This is a genomic window from Streptomyces deserti (assembly GCF_054782695.1).
This window is the reverse complement of record NZ_BAAGRZ010000012.1, coordinates 23224-40662: the sequence shown is the minus strand read 5'-3', so window position 1 is coordinate 40662 and position 17439 is coordinate 23224. Positions and strand designations below refer to the sequence as shown.

Genomic DNA, 17439 nt, shown 5'->3' with positions numbered 1-17439 from the left:
GGGGGCGCGGACGGCCTTGAAGAGCAAGGAACCGCATGAGAAAGCCAAGAACGCACCAACGTCCGATCACGAGTTCCCCCCCAACCGACCATGATTCAGCAACGTGACCGACTGCCGTGCGACTCGGACGTACGTTCCCTTCCGTGAACTCTGACAGACCCGTCGGCCACGAGCCGACCACATCCGCCGGCCCCCGGTTCTCCGTTTCCTCGCTCGCCCGCCGCGCACTCCTGCGGACCGGGCTGACCGGGGCCGCAGCGCTGGGGGCCGGTGTGGCCCTCGGCACAACTCCCGCCTCCGCGACCACCCTTGGCGCACGTCCCCGGCCCAGCACACCTCAGGAAGCCCTGCGGGAGCTGACCGCAGGCAACCTGCGCTGGCGCACCTTCCGCGAGCGGCATCCGGACGAGACACCGGACGTGCGGCAGAGCCTGACGTCCGGGCAGCACCCCTTCGCCGTCATCCTCGGCTGCGTCGACTCCCGGGTGCCCCCGGAGCTCGTCTTCGACCAGGGCCTGGGTGACCTGCTCACCGTCCGCTCCGCCGGGGAGGTCCTGGACGAGGCCGTGCTCGGCAGCGTCGCGTACGGGGTGCTCGAACTCGGGATACCGCTGATCGTGGTGCTCGGGCACCAGTCGTGCGGAGCCGTGCGCGCCGCCGTCGAGGCGGACGAGTCCGGCAAGCGGCTGCCCGCCCACATCCAGTACCTGGCCGACCAGATCAGCCCGAACATCGACCGCAGCGCGCGGAGCGACGCCCGCGTCGACGCGACCATCGACGCCAACGTACGGGCCGTCCGCTCACGCCTCGCCGCGGAGCCCGACCTCGCCGCGAAGGTGGCCGCCGGGCAGCTGGCCGTTGTCGGTGCCCGCTACGAACTGACGAGTCAGCGCGTTCACCGCCTCGTCTGACCGGACGGGACTCGGCATGCTCGGCGTCCGTGGAAGCCGAGCATGCCGGGGGAGTCGATGTCGACGGTGAGGGCGCCGGGCGGGGCGGCGAGGCGGCGACCGAGTCGAGGCCGGCCGTGGGTTCGTCCAGGACCAGGACCAGGACGGGGGCCGGGGGCCGGGGGCCGGGGGCCGGGCGGAGCATCGCGCGGGCGATGGTGAGGCGCTTGAGCCGGCCGCCGGAGCGGGTGGCCGTGCCGGGGGCGAGGACCGCGTCCGGGGCTCACCGGCCGCCGACGGCCAGCCCCGAGCCCTCCATCCGCACCCGGATCCCGTCCTCCTCCACCCGTACGTCCCGCAACCGCACATCCCCCTGCTCCGGCTCCGGCAGGTCGAACGCCAGCGACAGCCGGTCGGCCAGGACCGGGCGGGTTAGCCCGGAGAGGGCGTCGAGGAGGTTCGGGTCGAGGCCCAGGCGGCGCAGCACCTCGGGGTGGGCCAGGGCCAGGTCGATGAGGTTGAGCCGGACGGCCTGGCGGGCGAAGCGCGGGGAGCCGGTCAGGTCGGCGAGCCTGCCGTCGTCGCTCAGGGCTGCGCGTACATCCGAGTCGGGCACGCCCATCCGCCGCGTGATCGCCGGGACGGACAGCAGCGCCTTCGCCTTGCGGGTCTCGCGGGCCAGGTCGGCGGCGCCCTTCGGCGTCAGGTGCAGGCCCTCCGAGGCGCGGGTGCCGGGGCGGTACGTCGCCAAATCGCCGATGTCCAGGCGCATGCCGCCGATCCGGGTGGCGATGCCCCGTTCGCCCTGCCGCTGGATACGGGCCTCGGCGCGCACGCGCAGGTCGTGCCCGGCGACCGGGAGGGTGCCACGGGCCCGGACCCGGTCCCGGCCCTCGCCGGTGAACGTCACCTGGGAGGCGCCGAGTTCGCGGTTCAGGTCCGCGAAGGACAGCAGGACGTCACCGTCGAACCGGGGCACGCGGGCGCCGCGTATCGCGGTGAGGCCGTCGGCGTCCAGCCGTATGTCATGGGCCGTCGCCGACACCCTCGCCAGCGACACCCGGTCGGCCGCGACGTCCGGCACGGTCACTCGCACCGACTCCAGCCGTTTGCCGGCGAGTTGGGTGAGGAAGGGGAAGCCGCCGATCTCCACCTCGGGCGCCGCGGCCAGATCGAGCCGGTCCTTGAGGGCGTCCGCGGCCCTGTGCTCCGCGTACAGCACGGCCCAGCGGTCGGCGAGCGTGAGGAAGGCGGCGAGGGCCAGCAGGCCCACCACCGCCTTCAGCGCGGACGGCAGCCCGGCGAAGCGGCCCCGCCGACGCCGGCGGCGGCCACCGCGGCGGTGGTTGGGCGGGGTCCAGGGCTCGTCCTCGTCTCGCCCGGACACGACGTAGGTGTCCGTCTCGGGCACGACGCACGTGCCTTCGGGGGGATGCGTCTCGGTGTGGTGGGGGGTACGCATCACTCAATGCGACCATGCGCACCGGCCCCACCAGCAACCTCTACCAGGGGTATGCGATCTACTTCACGGCATCCTCACTGCACGACCGTGATCCTCTCCGCCTTCGGCGGCGCGATCGGGTTCGCCGGCGAGGAGTTGGCCAGGAGGTACTTCTCCAGCGCGGTCAGGTCGTCGCCGCCCACCAGGTCGTTCGTGCCCTGGCCCAGCGTCGGGAAGCCGTCGCCGCCGCCCGCGAGGAAGCTGTTCGTCGCGACGCGGTAGGTGGCGGCCGGGTCGATCGGGGCGCCGTTCAGCTTCACCGAATCAGTGACCACACGGTCCGCGCCCGTCTTCGTCAGGTCCAGGGTGTACGTCAGGCCCGACGAGATCTGGAGGATCTTCGGCGCGGCGGCGTTGGAGCCGCTCACCTGCTCCTTCAGCACCTGGATCAGCTGGGCGCCCGTGAAGTTCTGGAGATTCACGGTGTTGGCGAAGGGCTGGACCGTGAAGCCCTCGGCGTACGTCACCACGCCGTCGCCCTCACCGGCCTTGGCCACGTAGGTCAGCGGTGCGCGGATGCCGCCGGGGTTCATCAGCGCCAGGTCGGTCTCCGGGTCGAGCTCCTTGCCGTACGCGAGTTGGGCGTCCGCGATCAGATCGCCGAGCGGGGACTCCGTGCCGGTGTTGCCGATGTCGGCGGAGATGTAGCCGATCGGGCGGTTGCCGATGGGGGCGGCGAGGGCGTTCCACTTGCTGATCAGCTCGGTCATGTCGGTCGCCTTGGGGACGTCCCGGGTGACCACACGGTTCGCCGAGGTGACCGCCGTACGGGCGATGTCACCGGTCCACCGGTCGTACGTCAGCGTGGTGTCCGTGTAGAGGCGGCCGAAGGACGCGGCGGAGGTGACCATGCGGGGCTTGCCCGCCGGGTCGGGGATCGTGCACACGTACGCGTTGTGGGTGTGGCCGGTGACCAGCGCGTCGACCTGCGGGGTGATGTTCTTGGCGATGTCGACGATCGGGCCGGAGACGCCGTCGCCCGCGCCCGGGGAGTCGCAGTCGTAGTTGTACGCCGTCGAGGCCGGGAAGCCGCCCTCGTGGATGAGGGCGACGATCGACTTCACGCCCTGCGCCTGAAGCACGCGCGCGTACTTGTTGATGGTCTCGACCTCGTCCTTGAAGACGAGGCCCTTCACGCCCTCGGCGGAGACGATGTCCGGGGTGGCCTCCAGGGTCACGCCGATGAAGCCGACCTTGACGTCCTTCTTCTTCCACACCCAGTACGGCTTGAGGATGGGCTTGTTCGTCTTCTCGTCGAGGACGTTGGCGGCCAGGTAGGGGAAGTCGGCGCCCGCGAACTCCTCGTCCGTGTAGCAGCCGTCCTTCGGGTGGCAGCCGCCGTTCTGGAGGCGGGCCAGCTCGCGCGCGCCCTCGTCGAACTCGTGGTTGCCGACGGAAGTGACGTCCAGGTCGAGCTTGTTCAGCGCCTCGATGGTCGGCTCGTCGTGGAAGAGCCCGGATATCAGCGGGGAGGCGCCGACCATGTCGCCGCCGGCCGCGGTGATCGAGTACTTCTCGCCCTCGCGTGCCTTGCGCAGGTGGGTCGCCAGGTACTCGATGCCGCCCGCGGTGAACTGCTCGGTGGTGCCGTCCTCGTGGACGTGCGTGACCCGGCCGGAGGAACCGGCCGGCGGCTCCAGGTTGCCGTGCAGGTCGTTGAAGGACAGCAGCTGCACGTCCTGGTAGCGGCCCGGGAGATGACCGCCCGGGTGACGGCTCTCGCCCGCGCTCGCCGACCCCGGCAGCGCGGCCGCGGCCAGTGCGCCGACGGTGGCGGCACCGGCCGCGAGAGCGACAAGGCGGTTCGTACGGCGTCTGCGGCGCTGGTGGTGCGCCGGAGAAGCCGGAGAAGTGGCTGGCATACGCCCCCCTGTGAATCTGCTGAGGTGGTGTCCCCGTCCGGCGCAGCCTAGAGTCAACGCGCGTAGCGCAACAGAGCCTTCGTGGTTACATCCTGGTTGCTTCTCCGCCCGCGCCCTTACCAGCTCCGCTGCCGCCACTTTGTCGGTGCCTCCCCGTACCCTCGTACGCATGACCAGCGACGACACCGCACGCCCCGGCCGCCCCCGCTCGCTCTCGACGTACTCCGCGCTCACCCCGGAGCAGACCGAGGCCGTCCTCGGACTCCTCGCCGAGGCCGCCCGGAGCGACGGTCAGCAGGCGGTGTCCGAACAGGGCCGGTTGCAGCTGCGCGGCGGCGAGCGCCCGGGGGTGTCGCACTACCTGCTGACCGTCGACGGCGAACTCGTCGGCTACGCCCAGCTGGAGGACACCGACCCGGTGGAGCCGCCGGCCGCCGAGCTGGTCGTCCACCCCGCGCACCGCGGGCAGGGCCACGGCCGGGCGCTCGGCGCGGCGCTGCTCGCCGCCTCGGGGAAGCGGCTGCGGGTCTGGGCGCACGGCGGCCACTCCGCCGCCCGGCACCTCTCCCAGGTCCTCGGGCTCACCCTGTTCCGCGAACTGCGCCAGATGCGGCGCCCGTTGACGGACTTCGAGGCGCCGGAGCCGACCCTGCCGCCGGGCGTGACCGTCCGCACCTTCGTACCCGGCCAGGACGACGCGGCCTGGCTCGCCGTCAACGCCGCCGCCTTCGCCCACCATCCCGAGCAGGGCTCCCTCACCCAGCGCGACCTCGACGACCGCAAGGCGGAGCCGTGGTTCGACCCGGCGGGCTTCTTCCTCGCCTTCCGCGGCGACCAACTGGTCGGCTTCCACTGGACCAAGGTCCACGCGGCCGAGCACCTCGGCGAGGTGTACGTCCTCGGCGTCAGCCCCGAGGCCCAGGGCACCGGCCTCGGCAAGGCCCTGACGACGATCGGCCTGCGGCATCTGAAGGGGCAGGGACTGCCCACGGCGATGCTGTACGTCGACGCCGACAACAAGGCGGCGGTGTCGGTGTACGAGCGGCTGGGGTTCACGACGTACGAGACGGACCTGATGTACCGGACGGAGACGTGACAGGCACCTGAGCAGAGGAAAGCGGAAGAGGAAAGCGGAAGACGCAAGCGGTAGAGGAGAGCGGTAGAGGAAAGCGCCTGAGCGGAGGCCGTCACCGCACGACCGGCCGGGCCCGCACCACGAGAACGTCCAACCCGAGCTCGTCGTCCTGGATGTCCAGCCCCGCCCACACGGCCTGCGCCGCCAGCAGGTTGAACGCCCGGTGCGGAGCGCACACCACATCGGTCCCGCCCCCGCTGCCCAGCCGCTCGGCCACCGCGCGGGCCGCCGCCTCCGCGTCGGCGGCGTGCTGCCCCAGGACGGTGGCCACGGGCTTCCCGGCCCCTGACACGAAGGCCTCCACGAGCAGCAGCCGAGCGGCACCCCGCCCCTCGGCCCCCCAGCGCCGCAGCTGCGTCGTGACCGCCGGCCCGGTCACCGCCCGGCCGAGTTCGGACAGCATCCACGCCCCTTGTACGAGCCCCGTCCCCAGAGCCCCGGCCCCCGCGCTCGCCGACCAGGGCCGGTTTCCCTCCCCCGCACGCCCTCTGCCCAGCAGCGCCCAGTCCCCCGGCACGGGCACCGACATCGGCGCCTCCAGCGCCAGCACCGCACACCCGCCTCCCGCCAGCACCTCGGCAACCGCCTCGACCGCCGTCGCCGGGTCGGCCCCGTACCCGGCGAGCGTCTCCGGCAGCGGCCCCACCCCCGGCACGTCGACGGCCGCCCAGGCGAAGGACCCTGTCCGCACGGACCCCACGTCGACGGCGACCACCCGCACATTCCGCATGCCATCACCCCATGGGCAGGGCCCGGGACCGGCCTCCGCCATGGCCGACCGCAAGCGAGCGTTCAAGGCTCCCGTCGAGGACATCTGGGCCGTCTCAACGACCGTATCCGCAAAGCGCGGGGCGTGGACAGCACGAGGACGACGATGGACGCACCTCCGCACGCTTGACTTTCCGGGTCCCATTCCACCACCCTTTCACTACTCAATTAGTGAAAGGGTGGTTGTCGAGTGGTCGAGTACCGCATCGACCGGCACAGCGGCGTGGCCACCTACGTCCAGATCGTCCAGCAGACGAAACAGGCCCTCCGCCTGGGCCTGCTGCGCCCCGGCGACAAGCTGCCCACGGCCCGCGAGGTCGTCGAGGCCACCGCCATCAACCCGAACACCGTCCTCAAGGCCTACCGGGAGCTGGAACGCGAGGGCCTGGTGGAGGCGCGGCGCGGACTGGGCACCTTCGTACGGCGCTCCCTGGGCACCGCACCGGCCGACTCCCCGCTGCGCGCGGAGCTGGAGGAGTGGGCGGAGCGGGCCCGGGCGGCGGGGCTGGAGCGGGAGGACGTGGCCGCACTCTTCACTGCCGTACTCGAAAAGCACTTCCAGGGAGACCCGTCATGACCGACACGGCCATAGAGGCAGCGGCGCTGGGCAAGCGCTTCGGCCGGCGCGGGGGCTGGGCGCTGCGCGACTGTTCCTTCCGGCTGCCCGCCGGCCGCGTCTGCGCGATCGCCGGCCCCAACGGCGCGGGCAAGTCCACGCTGCTCGCCCTCGCCGCCGGGCTGCTGGCCTCGACCGAGGGCTCGGTCACCGTCCTCGGGACGACCCCGGGCGAGGCACGCGCGCGTGTGGGTTTCGTCGGCCAGGACAAGCCGCTGTACCCGCAGCTCACCGTCGCCCAGACCCTGCGCATGGGCGCCGACCTCAACCCGGCCCGCTGGGACGCGCCCGCCGCCGAGCGGATCGTGGCCGCCGGCGACTTGCATCCGGGGGCGAAGGTCCGCTCGCTCTCCGGCGGCCAGCGCACGCGCGTGGCGCTCGCCCTCGCCCTGGGCAAGCGCCCCGACCTGCTCCTCCTCGACGAGCCGATGGCCGACCTCGACCCCCTGGCCCGCCACGAACTGATGGGCGTCCTGATGGGACAGGCCGCCGGGCACGGCACGACGATCGTGATGTCCTCGCACGTCGTCGCCGAACTGGAGGACTCCTGCGACCACCTCCTCCTCATCGGCGGCGGCCGCATCCGGCTGGCGGGCGAGATCGACGAGCTGCTCGACGCCCACGCGCGCGTGTCCGGCCCGGCGGACAGCACCGACCTGGCCCCGCACACCGTCGTCGAGTCCCGCACCACCGGCCGCCAGCTCAGCGCCCTTATCCGCCCGGCGGCCCCGCTGCCCGGCGACTGGCGCACCAGCACTCCCTCCCTGGAGGAGCTCGTCCTGTCCTATCTGCGCAACCCCGAGGCACCGGCCCTGACCCGCACACCCCACAAGACCCCGGAGGCCGCCGCGTGACCACCGCGCTGACCTCCCCCGCCCGGGCCGCCACCGGGCGTCCGGCCCCCGCCCCGCGCCAGCTCCGCTGGCTGCTGCGGCTGCACCGCCCGGCCCTGTACCTGTGGACGGCTCTCGTGCTCGTCACCGGCGCCGCCCTGCTGTGGCTGCACGGCCCGCTCACCGACGCGGCCGCCGCGGCCTGGACGCAGTACGACGCCTGCGGCTTCGCCTCGTCCGAGCCCTGCGCCTACGACCAGGACGCGATCCTGCGCTACAAGGACGTCTACACGTACACGACCGCCGCCGTCCTGGCCGTGCCGTTCCTGGTCGCCGCCTGGGCGGGCGGCGTGCTGTCCGGCCGCGAGCTGGAGTCCGGCACCGCCCGGCTGGCCTGGACGCAGTCCGTCTCCCCGGCCCGCTGGCTGGCCGCCCGGCTCGCCCTCCCGGCGGCCCTGGTCACCGCCGGCAGCGGCCTGCTGGTCCTGCTGCACCACCTGGCGTGGACGGCGGGCGAGGGCCGTATCGACACCGCCAAGCCCTGGTACGACTCCCCCACCTTCCACGCGAACGGCCCGACCACCGTCGCCCTGGCCCTGGCCGGCCTGTTCGCCGGCGCCCTCGCGGGCCTGGTGCTGCGCCGCACGCTGGCCGCGCTCGCCACGGCCGCCGTGGCCGTCGCCGCACTGTGGACGGCCGTGCACCTGTCACTGCCCCGCCTGTGGCCCACGGTCACCCACGTCAGCAGCCTGAAGCACGGCCCGTCCGGCACCGGCATCACCGTCGCCGAGGGCCTGGTGACCTCCACCGGCGCCCGGCTGCCCGACGCGTCCTGCGGCAGCGGCCTCATCCCGGAGTGCGACGCCGCCTACGCCAGGATGGACGCCGTCGGCTTCTACCGCGAGTACCACCCGCAGTCCCACTACTGGCCCCTGCACCTGATGGCGACCGGCGTCCTCCTCGCCGTCACCGCCCTGCTGGCCCTGGCCGCGTTCCGCCTGCTGCGGCACCGCACCACCGCGCCGGTCCGCACCCGCGAGAAGGCCGCCGTATGAGCGCGCCCGCCCTGCCGGGACTGCCCCGGACGGTACTGCGCCTGCACCGCACCGCCCTGCTCGTGTGGGGGCTCTTCGTCGCGGGCGTGATCGGCTGGCTGGTGTGGCTGACCCAGGTCTCCGCGGCCCGCATCCAGCACCTCAAGGCGACCTGCGACCCCGAGCACGACCTGTGCGACATCCCCTACCTCGGCTGGGTCCACGGCGAGCGCCTCGGTTACGTCGCCTGGCTCGTCTGCTACGGCTTCCTCGCCGTCGCCGCCTTCGCCGGCAGCGCGCTGATCGCCCGCGAGCTGGAGTCCGGCACCGCCCGGCTGGCCTGGAGCCAGGGCGTCACCCCGGCCCGCTGGCTGGCCGCCAAGCTCGCTGTGCCCGCTGCGGTGCTGGTCGTCGGTGACAGCGCCCTGGTGCTGGCGTTCCGCTGGGGCTGGGCGCCCCACCGCGACCTGAGGCCGGGCGACGACTGGGCCTTCACCGACGTCTTCGTGGCCCGCGGCCCGGCCACGGTGGCCTACGCCCTGTGCGCCCTCGCGGTCGGCACGCTCGCCGCGCTCCTGCTGCGCCGCACGCTGCCCGCGCTGGGCGTGTCCTGCGCGGCGATGTGGCTGCTCAACCTCGTTCTGGAGCTCAACCGCGAGTCCCTGTGGCCGACGGTCACCCGGACCGCGGCGACGAGGTTCGAGCTGCCCAACAGCGTCTGGCAGGTGGAATGGGGCAGGACCGGCACCGGCGGCCACTACGCCACCTACCACCCTCCGTCCCATTTCTGGCCGCTCCACCTGGTGGAGACCGGCATCGTCCTGACCGTCGCCGCCCTGGCCACCACCACCGCCTTCACGCTGCTGCGCCGCCGCACGGCCTGAACCAGGACGTCCGTCCCACGTCCCTCCACGGGGGAGGGACGTGGGACGGACCCGGCCCCGGGGACATACCGCCCGGCCTGTCGACCCCCGTGAGCCGCCCCCCGCTATCCCGGACGTCATGTCTCCGTAACCATCGATTCAGACGACCTTGCGACGCTCGGCCAATGACTCCCGCTGTGCCAGAGCCTTCACCGCCCCGAGAGGGTCCCGGGAGGAACGGGGACACCCCGGCCGTGCCCCCGCTCCCGCCCGCGCTTTCCGACGCGCCCGTGATGCTGGCGACGCGGAAGAATGGATCCATGAGCCAGCCGAACACCCAGGCACAGGTCCAGCACCCGCAGCCCTCCGTGGGCTCCATCGCCGCGCACCGCCCGCACACCGTGGCCGCGACGGTCTCCGACCTGGAACCCGACCTCGACGCCGACCTCGACGCGTACGAGGAGTCACCGGTCGACGGCGTACAGCTGCCGCAGGGCCGTTTCCTCGACCGGGAGCGCAGCTGGCTCGCGTTCAACGAGCGCGTCCTCGAACTCGCCGAGGATCCGAACACGCCCCTGCTGGAGCGCGCCAACTTCCTCGCGATCTTCGCCAGCAACCTCGACGAGTTCTTCATGGTCCGGGTCGCCGGCCTGAAGCGCCGTATCGCCACCGGCGTCGCGACCCGCTCCGCGTCCGGGCTCCAGCCCCGCGAGGTCCTGGAGATGATCTGGGCCCGCTCGCGCGAGCTGATGGCCCGGCACGCCGCCTGCTTCCATGAGGACGTCGCCCCCGCCCTCGCGGAGGAGGGCATCCACCTGGTCCGCTGGAACGAGCTGGCCGAGAAGGAGCAGGCCCGGCTCTTCACCCTCTTCCGGCACCAGATCTTCCCGGTCCTGACCCCGCTGGCGGTCGACCCGGCGCACCCCTTCCCGTACATCTCCGGCCTGTCCCTGAACCTGGCCGTCATCGTGCGCAACCCGGTCAACGGCCACCGCCACTTCGCCCGGGTCAAGGTGCCCCCGCTGCTGTCCCGCTTCCTGGAGGCCTCCCCGGGCCGGTACGTCCCCCTGGAGGACGTCATCGCGGCCCACCTGGAGGAGCTCTTCCCGGGCATGGAGGTCCTGGAGCACCACACCTTCCGGGTCACCCGCAACGAGGACCTGGAGGTCGAGGAGGACGACGCCGAGAACCTGCTCCAGGCCCTGGAGAAGGAGCTCATGCGGCGCCGCTTCGGGCCGCCGGTGCGCCTGGAGGTCGAGGAGTCCATCGACCGCGAGGTGCTGGACCTCCTCGTACGCGAGCTGAAGATCAGCGAGGCCGAGGTCTACCCGCTCCCCGGTCCCCTCGACCTCACCGGCCTCTTCCGCATCCACAGCCTCGACCGGCCGGAGCTGAAGTACCCGAAGTTCGTCGCCGGCACCCACCGCGACCTGGCCGAGGTCGAGTCGGCGTCCGCGCCGGACATCTTCGCGGCCCTGCGCAGCCGGGACGTGCTCCTGCACCACCCGTACGACTCCTTCTCCACCTCCGTGCAGGCGTTCCTGGAGCAGGCGGCCGGCGACCCGGACGTCCTCGCCATCAAGCAGACCCTGTACCGGACCTCCGGCGACTCCCCGATAGTCGACGCGCTCATCGACGCCGCCGAGTCCGGCAAGCAGGTCCTCGTCCTGGTCGAGATCAAGGCCCGCTTCGACGAGCACGCCAACATCAAGTGGGCCCGCAAGCTGGAGGAGGCCGGCTGCCACGTCGTCTACGGCCTGGTCGGCCTGAAGACGCACTGCAAGCTGTCCCTGGTCGTCCGCCAGGAGGGCGAGACGCTACGGCGCTACAGCCACGTCGGCACCGGCAACTACCACCCGAAGACGGCCCGCCTCTACGAGGACCTCGGCCTGCTGACGGCCGACCCCCAGGTCGGCGCGGACCTCTCGGACCTCTTCAACCGCCTCTCCGGCTACTCGCGCCGCGAGACCTACCGGCGCCTGCTGGTCGCCCCCAAGTCCCTGCGCGACGGGCTCATCGCGCGGATCAACAAGGAGGTCCAGCACCACCGTGCCGGGCGTCCCGCCTACGTCCGCGTCAAGGTCAACTCGATCGTCGACGAGGCCGTCATCGACGCCCTGTACCGCGCGTCCCAGGCGGGCGTGCCGATCGACGTGTGGGTGCGCGGCATCTGCGCGATCCGGCCGGGCGTGACGGGCCTGTCGGAGAACATCCGGGTCCGGTCCGTGCTCGGCCGCTTCCTCGAACACTCCCGGCTCTTCGCCTTCTGCAACGGCGGCGAGCCGGAGGTGTGGATCGGCAGCGCCGACATGATGCACCGCAACCTCGACCGCCGTATCGAGGCCCTGGTCCGGGTCACCGACCCCGCCCACCGCGCGGCCCTCAACCGGCTGCTGGAGACCGGCATGTCCGACACCACCGCCTCCTGGCACCTCGGCCCGGACGGCGAGTGGACCCGGCACGCCACCGACGGGGACGGCGGGCCCCTGCGCAACATCCAGGAGATGCTCATAGACGCCCGGAGGCGCCGGCGTGGCAACGCAACACCATGACCCGACGACGGACCCCGCGGCCGGCACGGTGACGGGGGACGCCCTCGCGGCATACCTGCGGGCCCAGGCCACGGAGTTCCTCCGCGCACTGCGCCTGCACCGGGAGACGGGTGCGGGCGTGGGCGGCTCGGAGGAGTCCGTGGAAGCGGCCCGCGCCCTGCGCCGCTCGGCCCGCCGCATCAGCGGCAGCCTGCACACCTTCCAGCCCCTCCTCGACAGCGACTGGTCCGAGAGCATGCGCCCCGAACTGGCCTGGGTGTCGGGCACGTTGGCGATGGAACACGCGTACGCGTCGCGTCTGGAGCGGCTGCTGGCGGCTCTGCACAGGCTGTCGGGCTCGGGGGCGCTCCCCGCCGAGAGGGCGGGGGCCACTGTGGGCAGCCGGGCCGACGCAGCCGTGGGCAGTCGTTCCGCTGGGGCGGAACCCGTCCCGCAGAAGGCGGCACCCGGCAACGCCGGTCCCTCGACCGCTGCTCCGGAACGCGGCAACCTGACAGTCGGCGCGGCCAAGGCAGGCGCCCTTCTGGAGCGCCAGCTCACCCTCGCCCGCACCCGGGCCCACTCCACAGCGCTCCAGGCCCTCGGCAGCAGCCGTTTCCACGCGGTCGCGGACAAGGTGGCGTTACTGGCCAGCGAGGTCCCCCTGACCCGCCCGGCCGCCACGGCCGACCTCCGCCCGCTCGCCGCGGCGGCGGAGGAGCGCCTCGCCGACGCCGTGACCGCGCTCCCCCTGCTCACCGCGGGCAGCCCGTACAACGCGGAGGCGCTGATCCACGGCCTGTCGCCGGACCCGGCCCCGCACCCGCAGGACGCCCCCTGGCACCAGGTCCGCCTGCTGCTGCGCCTGCACCGCTACGCCCGCGAGGTGGTACTCGGCGAGCAGGCAGCGGTCGACGTACGGCTGCTGGCCGCCGGTGAGGCCCTCGACCGGCACCGCGACGCCTCGGAGGCGGCGGCCGCCGCGGCCCAGGCCGCCCGCACGCCCCGCATCGCCCCGGCCACGGCGTACGCCCTCGGCGTGCTCCACGCCGACCAGCGGCATGAGGTGGAAGCGGCCCGGTACGCGTTCCAGCGCTGCTGGCAGAGGGAAGCCGTCGGCAGGTCGTAAAGGCAGCAGGCCGTAAGGCAGCACGTCGCAAAGGCAGCACGCGTAAGGCAGTCAGTACCCGAGGAGGCGGTGAGCACCCGGTGAGCTCTCCCGACGACACCACCGTTCAGGCGGCCGGCTGCGTCCTGTGGCGCCGCTCCCCCGTGGACGGCGAGGTGGAGATCTGTCTCGTGCACCGGCCGAAGTACGACGACTGGTCGCATCCCAAGGGCAAGCTGAAGCACGACGAGGAGCCGCTCGCCGGCGCCCTGCGCGAAGTGGCGGAGGAGACGGGCTACAGCGCCGCACCCGGCGCCGAGCTGCCCACCCTGCGCTATGAGGCGAACGGCCGCCCCAAACAGGTCCGTTACTGGGCGGCCGAGACCACCGGCGGCACCTTCCTGCCCACCGACGAGGTGGACCGCATCCTGTGGCTCACGCCCGACACGGCCCGCCTGCGCCTGACCCAGCCCCGGGACCGCGAGCTGGTCGACGCCCTGCTCGCCGCCCTGCACCTCGCATAGGCCCGGAACCGGGTTCAGCGGGACGCGGCGTGCTCCGCCGCGTCCGTTCTGGCCAGGCTCCGGGCCCGGCGGGCCGGCCCGCTCCAGCCGCAGGTGCAGCGGGCCACGCAGAAGGGTCCCCGTTCGATGGTGGTCGTGCGGTGTTCCGGATGGTCCGAGGAGGGCGCGAACCGGGCCTGCTCAGTCACGCCGACAACGTTACCCAGCCCGGGTGAACGGCTCGTATACCCCGCCCGTTCCTCCCCCGCGTCCCCGTGCGCGCGTGACGGCCCTACCTACCCGTCGTTAACCGGTTCGACAGGGGGCCCGTGACTCAACGCAGCGGCTGGGGGTAGGCAGGCGATGACCAGGCGGCAACGGCAGCACAGAACGGGCGAGGCGGTCGTCGCGGCCGGGGTCGTGGCCTGCGTGTGCCTCGGCACCGGCGGCTGCTCCGGCAGCGACGCCGCCGCCGGGGACGCCCGCGCGGGCGACTCCGTCGAGGTCCTGCACCGGGCCGCCGACCGGCTGGTGGACGCCGGCAGTTCCAAGGCCCGTACGTCGATGGAGATGGCCACCGGCGGAACCCGGGTGACCATCCGCGGCGAGGGCGTGTACGACTACCGCGAGCGCCTCGGGCGGCTGAAGGTGCTGCTCCCGCAGGACCCGGCGGGCGCCACCGAGCGCCGGCCCATCACCGAACTCCTCGCGCCCGGCGCCCTGTTCATGAAGAACCGGGGTGCCGGTGTACCCGCCGACAAGTGGGTGCGGGTGGACACCGGGACGCTCTCCGACGGCAATCTCGTCACCGGCGGCGCCACCGACCCGTTCGCGGCCGCCGAGGTGCTGCGCGGCACGCGCACGGCGACGTACGTGGGCCGCACCGAGGTCGCGGGCACCGAGGTACGGCACTACCGGGGCACGGCGGACCTCGGACGGGCCGCGAAGAGCGCCTCCGCCGCCAACAGGGGCCCCCTCGCGGCGGCGGCGAAAGGGTTCGCCACGGCCGAAGTACCGTTCGACGCCTACCTCGACGACCAGGGCCGCATCCGCAAGGTCCGGCACCGCTTCAGCTTCGTCAACGGCCAGGACAAGAACCCCGTGGCGGTCGCCTCGACGACGCTGCTGTACGACTTCGGGGCCCCCGTCCGCGTCCGGCTCCCGGACGACGACGACATCTACGCGGGCAAGATCGCCGAGGAGTGACCGGCGTGAACTAGCCCGTCCGTGCCATGCGCGCCTCGTGGACCGCTCCCTAATCTAGGAAGTCGATGACGGCAGAGATGAGGTGACGCACGTGGCTCCGGTCGGCGGTACGGCAGTTCAGGACCACGTGGCCCTCGCCGAGATCGAACTGTGCGGTGACCTGATCATCGCGGCCTCGGCCGCCGACGAGGACCGGCTCAGCCTGGAGAGCATCGACGAGGTGCTGAAAGTGGCCGAAGCGCGCGCGGAGGCCGCGGGCGGCTGAACCGGCCCGGCGCTCAGGTCCGCAGCATGCGGGCGATCGCCTGGGTCGCCTCCTTCACCTTCGCGTCGATCTCGTCGCCGCCCTTGACGGCCGCGTCGGCGACGCAGTGCCGCAGGTGCTCCTCCAGCAGCTGCAGGGCGAAGGACTGCAGGGCCTTGGTGGAGGCGGACACCTGGGTGAGTATGTCGATGCAGTAGACGTCCTCGTCGACCATGCGCTGCAGGCCGCGGATCTGCCCCTCGATACGGCGCAGACGCTTGAGGTGTTCGTCCTTCTGCTTGTGGTACCCGTGCACGCCCCGGTCATGATCGGTCACAACGCCCGCCGCGACCGGCGCATCGGTGACGTCGGTGACTCCAGTGACGTTCGTTACCTCCGTTACGTCCGTCGTGTCCGGAGAGGAGGGCGCGCCCGCGCCGGCCTCGGTGGTCGTCATAGCGTCCTCCTGTTGCACAGACAGCCGACATATACCCCTACTGGGTATATGGTACCGAACTTTGCTGGGTATAGGCATGTTGGCCAACGCGGTGTGCGGCGGCCGGATTCGACCCTCGAACCGCCCCCCTGCTCATCACTCTGCTTGATGGGCGACACTGGTGGGCGGCCCGATAGCCGTGGCCGGATGATGCGCCTAGCATCAGCCTGACCGAAACCGATGCATCCTGAGGACCCCACGTGCGCTTTCGTCTGACCCCCAGGGAGACGAGCTTCTACGACATGTTCGCCGCCTCCGCGGACAACATCGTCACGGGCTCGAAACTCCTGATGGAACTGCTCGGGGCGGACGCCTCCGCCCGGGCCGAGATCGCAGAGCGTATGCGGGCAGCGGAACACGCAGGTGACGACGCCACGCACGCGATCTTCCACCAGTTGAACTCCTCGTTCATCACGCCATTCGACCGCGAGGACATCTACCGCCTCGCCTCGTCCCTCGACGACATCATGGACTTCATGGAGGAGGCCGTCGACCTGGTCGTCCTCTACAACGTCGAGGAACTGCCCAAGGGCGTCGAGCAGCAGATCGAGGTCCTGGCGCGCGCGGCCGAACTGACGGCCGAGGCGATGCCGCACCTGCGCACCATGGAGAACCTGACCGAGTACTGGATCGAGGTCAACCGCCTGGAGAACCAGGCGGACCAGATCCACCGCAAGCTCCTCGCGCACCTCTTCAACGGCAAGTACGACGCCATCGAGGTCCTCAAGCTCAAGCAGATCGTGGACGTACTGGAAGAAGCGGCCGACGCGTTCGAGCACGTGGCGAACACGGTGGAGACCATCGCCGTCAAGGAGTCCTGAGGCCCGTCCATGGACACCTTCGCCCTGGTCGTGACCATCGCGGTCGCGCTCTTCTTCACGTACACCAACGGCTTCCACGACTCGGCGAACGCGATCGCGACCTCCGTGTCGACGCGCGCGCTGACACCGAGGGCCGCGCTCGCGATGGCCGCGGTGATGAACCTCGCCGGCGCGTTCCTGGGCTCCGGCGTCGCCAAGACCGTCAGTGAGGGCCTGATCCAGACCCCCGAGGGCTCCACAGGCATGGGGATCCTCTTCTCCGCCCTCGTCGGCGCGATCACCTGGAACCTCATCACCTGGTACTTCGGCCTGCCCTCGTCCTCCTCGCACGCGCTGTTCGGCGGCATGGTGGGCGCGGCGCTCGCGGGTGGCACGACGGTCTACTGGCACGGCGTGCTGGAGAAGATCGTCATCCCGATGTTCGTCTCCCCGGTGGTGGGCCTGCTGGCCGGCTACCTGGTGATGACGGCGATCATGTGGATCTTCCGCCGGACCAACCCCCACAAGGCCAAGCGCGGCTTCCGCATCGCGCAGACCGTCTCGGCGGCGGGCATGGCACTGGGCCACGGCCTCCAGGACGCCCAGAAGACGATGGGCATCGTGGTGATGGCCCTGGTCATCGCCGACGTCGAGGACTACGGCGACCCGATCCCGATCTGGGTCAAGATCGCCTGCGCGGTGATGCTCTCCCTCGGCACGTACGCCGGCGGCTGGCGCATCATGCGCACCCTCGGCCGGAAGATCATCGAACTGGACCCCCCGCAGGGCTTCGCGGCCGAAACCACCGGCGCGACGATCATGTTCACCACGGCGTTCCTCTTCAAGGCGCCGATCTCCACGACCCACGTCATCACCTCGGCGATCATGGGTGTCGGCGCGACGAAGCGCGTGAACGCGGTCCGCTGGGGTGTCGCCAAGAACATCATTCTGGGCTGGTTCATCACGATGCCGGCAGCGGCAACGGTGGCAGCGGCGGCCTTTGGACTGGTCCACCTGGCGTTTCTGTAGCACCGCGGCCGGGGCGAGGA

Annotated in this window: 18 protein-coding genes; 13 read left to right on the top strand and 5 right to left on the bottom strand. The window is 72.0% G+C overall.

Annotation, left to right across the window (positions count from 1 at the left end; genetic code table 11):
• The first annotated feature begins 143 nt into the window (after positions 1-143).
• Complete coding sequence (locus ACYVMZ_RS20735; protein WP_461081768.1) at positions 144-911, top strand: carbonic anhydrase; 768 nt, start codon at positions 144-146, stop codon at positions 909-911.
• Between the two features lie 262 nt (positions 912-1173).
• Here ACYVMZ_RS20735 and ACYVMZ_RS20730 read toward each other — a convergent pair whose 3' ends face one another.
• Together ACYVMZ_RS20730 and ACYVMZ_RS20725 are read right to left on the bottom strand one after the other, a co-directional pair.
• Positions 1174-2352, bottom strand: a complete 1179-nt coding sequence (locus ACYVMZ_RS20730) for an LmeA family phospholipid-binding protein (protein ID WP_461081766.1) — start codon at positions 2350-2352, stop codon at positions 1174-1176.
• A gap of 74 nt (positions 2353-2426) precedes the next feature.
• Complete coding sequence (locus ACYVMZ_RS20725; RefSeq protein WP_461081764.1) at positions 2427-4253, bottom strand: bifunctional metallophosphatase/5'-nucleotidase; 1827 nt, start codon at positions 4251-4253, stop codon at positions 2427-2429.
• Positions 4254-4422: 169 nt separating this feature from the next.
• Here ACYVMZ_RS20725 and mshD point away from each other — a divergent pair, with 169 nt between their 5' ends.
• Complete coding sequence (gene mshD / locus ACYVMZ_RS20720; RefSeq protein ID WP_461081762.1) at positions 4423-5349, top strand: mycothiol synthase; 927 nt, start codon at positions 4423-4425, stop codon at positions 5347-5349.
• 91 nt (positions 5350-5440) lie between these two features.
• Here mshD and ACYVMZ_RS20715 read toward each other — a convergent pair whose 3' ends face one another.
• Entirely contained in the window at positions 5441-6118 is a 678-nt protein-coding gene (locus ACYVMZ_RS20715) for a hypothetical protein (RefSeq protein WP_461081760.1), read from the bottom strand.
• A gap of 228 nt (positions 6119-6346) precedes the next feature.
• Here ACYVMZ_RS20715 and ACYVMZ_RS20710 point away from each other — a divergent pair, with 228 nt between their 5' ends.
• From ACYVMZ_RS20710 to ACYVMZ_RS20680, 7 genes are all read left to right on the top strand, one after another.
• The gene (locus ACYVMZ_RS20710; protein ID WP_461081758.1) at positions 6347-6733 is read left to right on the top strand and encodes a GntR family transcriptional regulator; all 387 of its coding nucleotides are present in this window, start codon (positions 6347-6349) and stop codon (positions 6731-6733) included.
• Positions 6730-7626: an ABC transporter ATP-binding protein gene (locus ACYVMZ_RS20705; protein WP_461081756.1), complete on the top strand. Its 897-nt coding sequence runs from the start codon at positions 6730-6732 to the stop codon at positions 7624-7626. The genes ACYVMZ_RS20710 and ACYVMZ_RS20705 overlap by 4 nt, the downstream gene beginning before the upstream one ends.
• The gene (locus ACYVMZ_RS20700; RefSeq protein WP_461081754.1) at positions 7623-8660 is read left to right on the top strand and encodes an ABC transporter permease; all 1038 of its coding nucleotides are present in this window, start codon (positions 7623-7625) and stop codon (positions 8658-8660) included. The genes ACYVMZ_RS20705 and ACYVMZ_RS20700 overlap by 4 nt, the downstream gene beginning before the upstream one ends.
• Positions 8657-9523: a hypothetical protein gene (locus tag ACYVMZ_RS20695; RefSeq protein ID WP_461081752.1), complete on the top strand. Its 867-nt coding sequence runs from the start codon at positions 8657-8659 to the stop codon at positions 9521-9523. Before ACYVMZ_RS20700 ends, ACYVMZ_RS20695 begins: the two co-directional genes overlap by 4 nt.
• Positions 9524-9687: 164 nt before the next feature.
• Positions 9688-12054, top strand: coding sequence for an RNA degradosome polyphosphate kinase (locus tag ACYVMZ_RS20690; RefSeq protein WP_461081750.1), 2367 nt, complete (start codon positions 9688-9690; stop codon positions 12052-12054).
• Positions 12035-13162 (top strand): CHAD domain-containing protein, encoded by a 1128-nt coding sequence (locus ACYVMZ_RS20685; RefSeq protein ID WP_461081748.1) that lies wholly within the window; start codon positions 12035-12037, stop codon positions 13160-13162. The genes ACYVMZ_RS20690 and ACYVMZ_RS20685 overlap by 20 nt, the downstream gene beginning before the upstream one ends.
• An 80-nt stretch (positions 13163-13242) precedes the next feature.
• Positions 13243-13665: an NUDIX hydrolase gene (locus tag ACYVMZ_RS20680; RefSeq protein WP_461081746.1), complete on the top strand. Its 423-nt coding sequence runs from the start codon at positions 13243-13245 to the stop codon at positions 13663-13665.
• Positions 13666-13679: 14 nt separating this feature from the next.
• On the opposite strand, the gene ACYVMZ_RS20675 is transcribed toward ACYVMZ_RS20680, so the two are convergent.
• Positions 13680-13853 carry a hypothetical protein gene (locus ACYVMZ_RS20675; protein WP_461081744.1) on the bottom strand — a complete coding sequence of 58 codons (174 nt, stop codon included), beginning with the start codon at positions 13851-13853 and terminating at the stop codon, positions 13680-13682.
• 154 nt (positions 13854-14007) lie between these two features.
• Here ACYVMZ_RS20675 and ACYVMZ_RS20670 point away from each other — a divergent pair, with 154 nt between their 5' ends.
• On the top strand, positions 14008-14850 hold the full coding sequence (locus ACYVMZ_RS20670; protein ID WP_461081742.1) for a hypothetical protein: 843 nt from the start codon (positions 14008-14010) through the stop codon (positions 14848-14850).
• Positions 14851-14932: 82 nt separating this feature from the next.
• Positions 14933-15115, top strand: a complete 183-nt coding sequence (locus tag ACYVMZ_RS20665) for a hypothetical protein (protein ID WP_461081740.1) — start codon at positions 14933-14935, stop codon at positions 15113-15115.
• Between the two features lie 13 nt (positions 15116-15128).
• Here the strand turns inward: ACYVMZ_RS20665 and ACYVMZ_RS20660 are convergent, their stop codons facing one another.
• Positions 15129-15551, bottom strand: coding sequence for a metal-sensitive transcriptional regulator (locus ACYVMZ_RS20660; RefSeq protein ID WP_461081738.1), 423 nt, complete (start codon positions 15549-15551; stop codon positions 15129-15131).
• 239 nt (positions 15552-15790) lie between these two features.
• Between ACYVMZ_RS20660 and ACYVMZ_RS20655 the strand changes: the two genes are divergently transcribed.
• Together ACYVMZ_RS20655 and ACYVMZ_RS20650 are read left to right on the top strand one after the other, a co-directional pair.
• Complete coding sequence (locus tag ACYVMZ_RS20655) at positions 15791-16411, top strand: DUF47 domain-containing protein (RefSeq protein ID WP_461081736.1); 621 nt, start codon at positions 15791-15793, stop codon at positions 16409-16411.
• Positions 16412-16420: 9 nt separating this feature from the next.
• The gene (locus ACYVMZ_RS20650; protein WP_461081734.1) at positions 16421-17419 is read left to right on the top strand and encodes an inorganic phosphate transporter; all 999 of its coding nucleotides are present in this window, start codon (positions 16421-16423) and stop codon (positions 17417-17419) included.
• Positions 17420-17439 lie beyond the last annotated feature (20 nt).

Bases quoted from the DNA above. Each gene is read 5' to 3' on its own strand.
- ACYVMZ_RS20730 (WP_461081766.1), bottom strand. From the start codon at position 2,352: ATGCGTACCCCCCACCACACCGAGACGCATCCCCCCGAAGGCACGTGC.
- ACYVMZ_RS20715 (WP_461081760.1), bottom strand. From the start codon at position 6,118: ATGCGGAATGTGCGGGTGGTCGCCGTCGACGTGGGGTCCGTGCGGACA.
- ACYVMZ_RS20725 (WP_461081764.1), bottom strand. From the start codon at position 4,253: ATGCCAGCCACTTCTCCGGCTTCTCCGGCGCACCACCAGCGCCGCAGA.
- ACYVMZ_RS20660 (WP_461081738.1), bottom strand. From the start codon at position 15,551: ATGACGACCACCGAGGCCGGCGCGGGCGCGCCCTCCTCTCCGGACACG.
- ACYVMZ_RS20690 (WP_461081750.1), top strand. From the start codon at position 9,688: ATGACTCCCGCTGTGCCAGAGCCTTCACCGCCCCGAGAGGGTCCCGGG.
- ACYVMZ_RS20705 (WP_461081756.1), top strand. From the start codon at position 6,730: ATGACCGACACGGCCATAGAGGCAGCGGCGCTGGGCAAGCGCTTCGGC.
- mshD (WP_461081762.1), top strand. From the start codon at position 4,423: ATGACCAGCGACGACACCGCACGCCCCGGCCGCCCCCGCTCGCTCTCG.
- ACYVMZ_RS20670 (WP_461081742.1), top strand. From the start codon at position 14,008: ATGACCAGGCGGCAACGGCAGCACAGAACGGGCGAGGCGGTCGTCGCG.
- ACYVMZ_RS20650 (WP_461081734.1), top strand. From the start codon at position 16,421: ATGGACACCTTCGCCCTGGTCGTGACCATCGCGGTCGCGCTCTTCTTC.
- ACYVMZ_RS20695 (WP_461081752.1), top strand. From the start codon at position 8,657: ATGAGCGCGCCCGCCCTGCCGGGACTGCCCCGGACGGTACTGCGCCTG.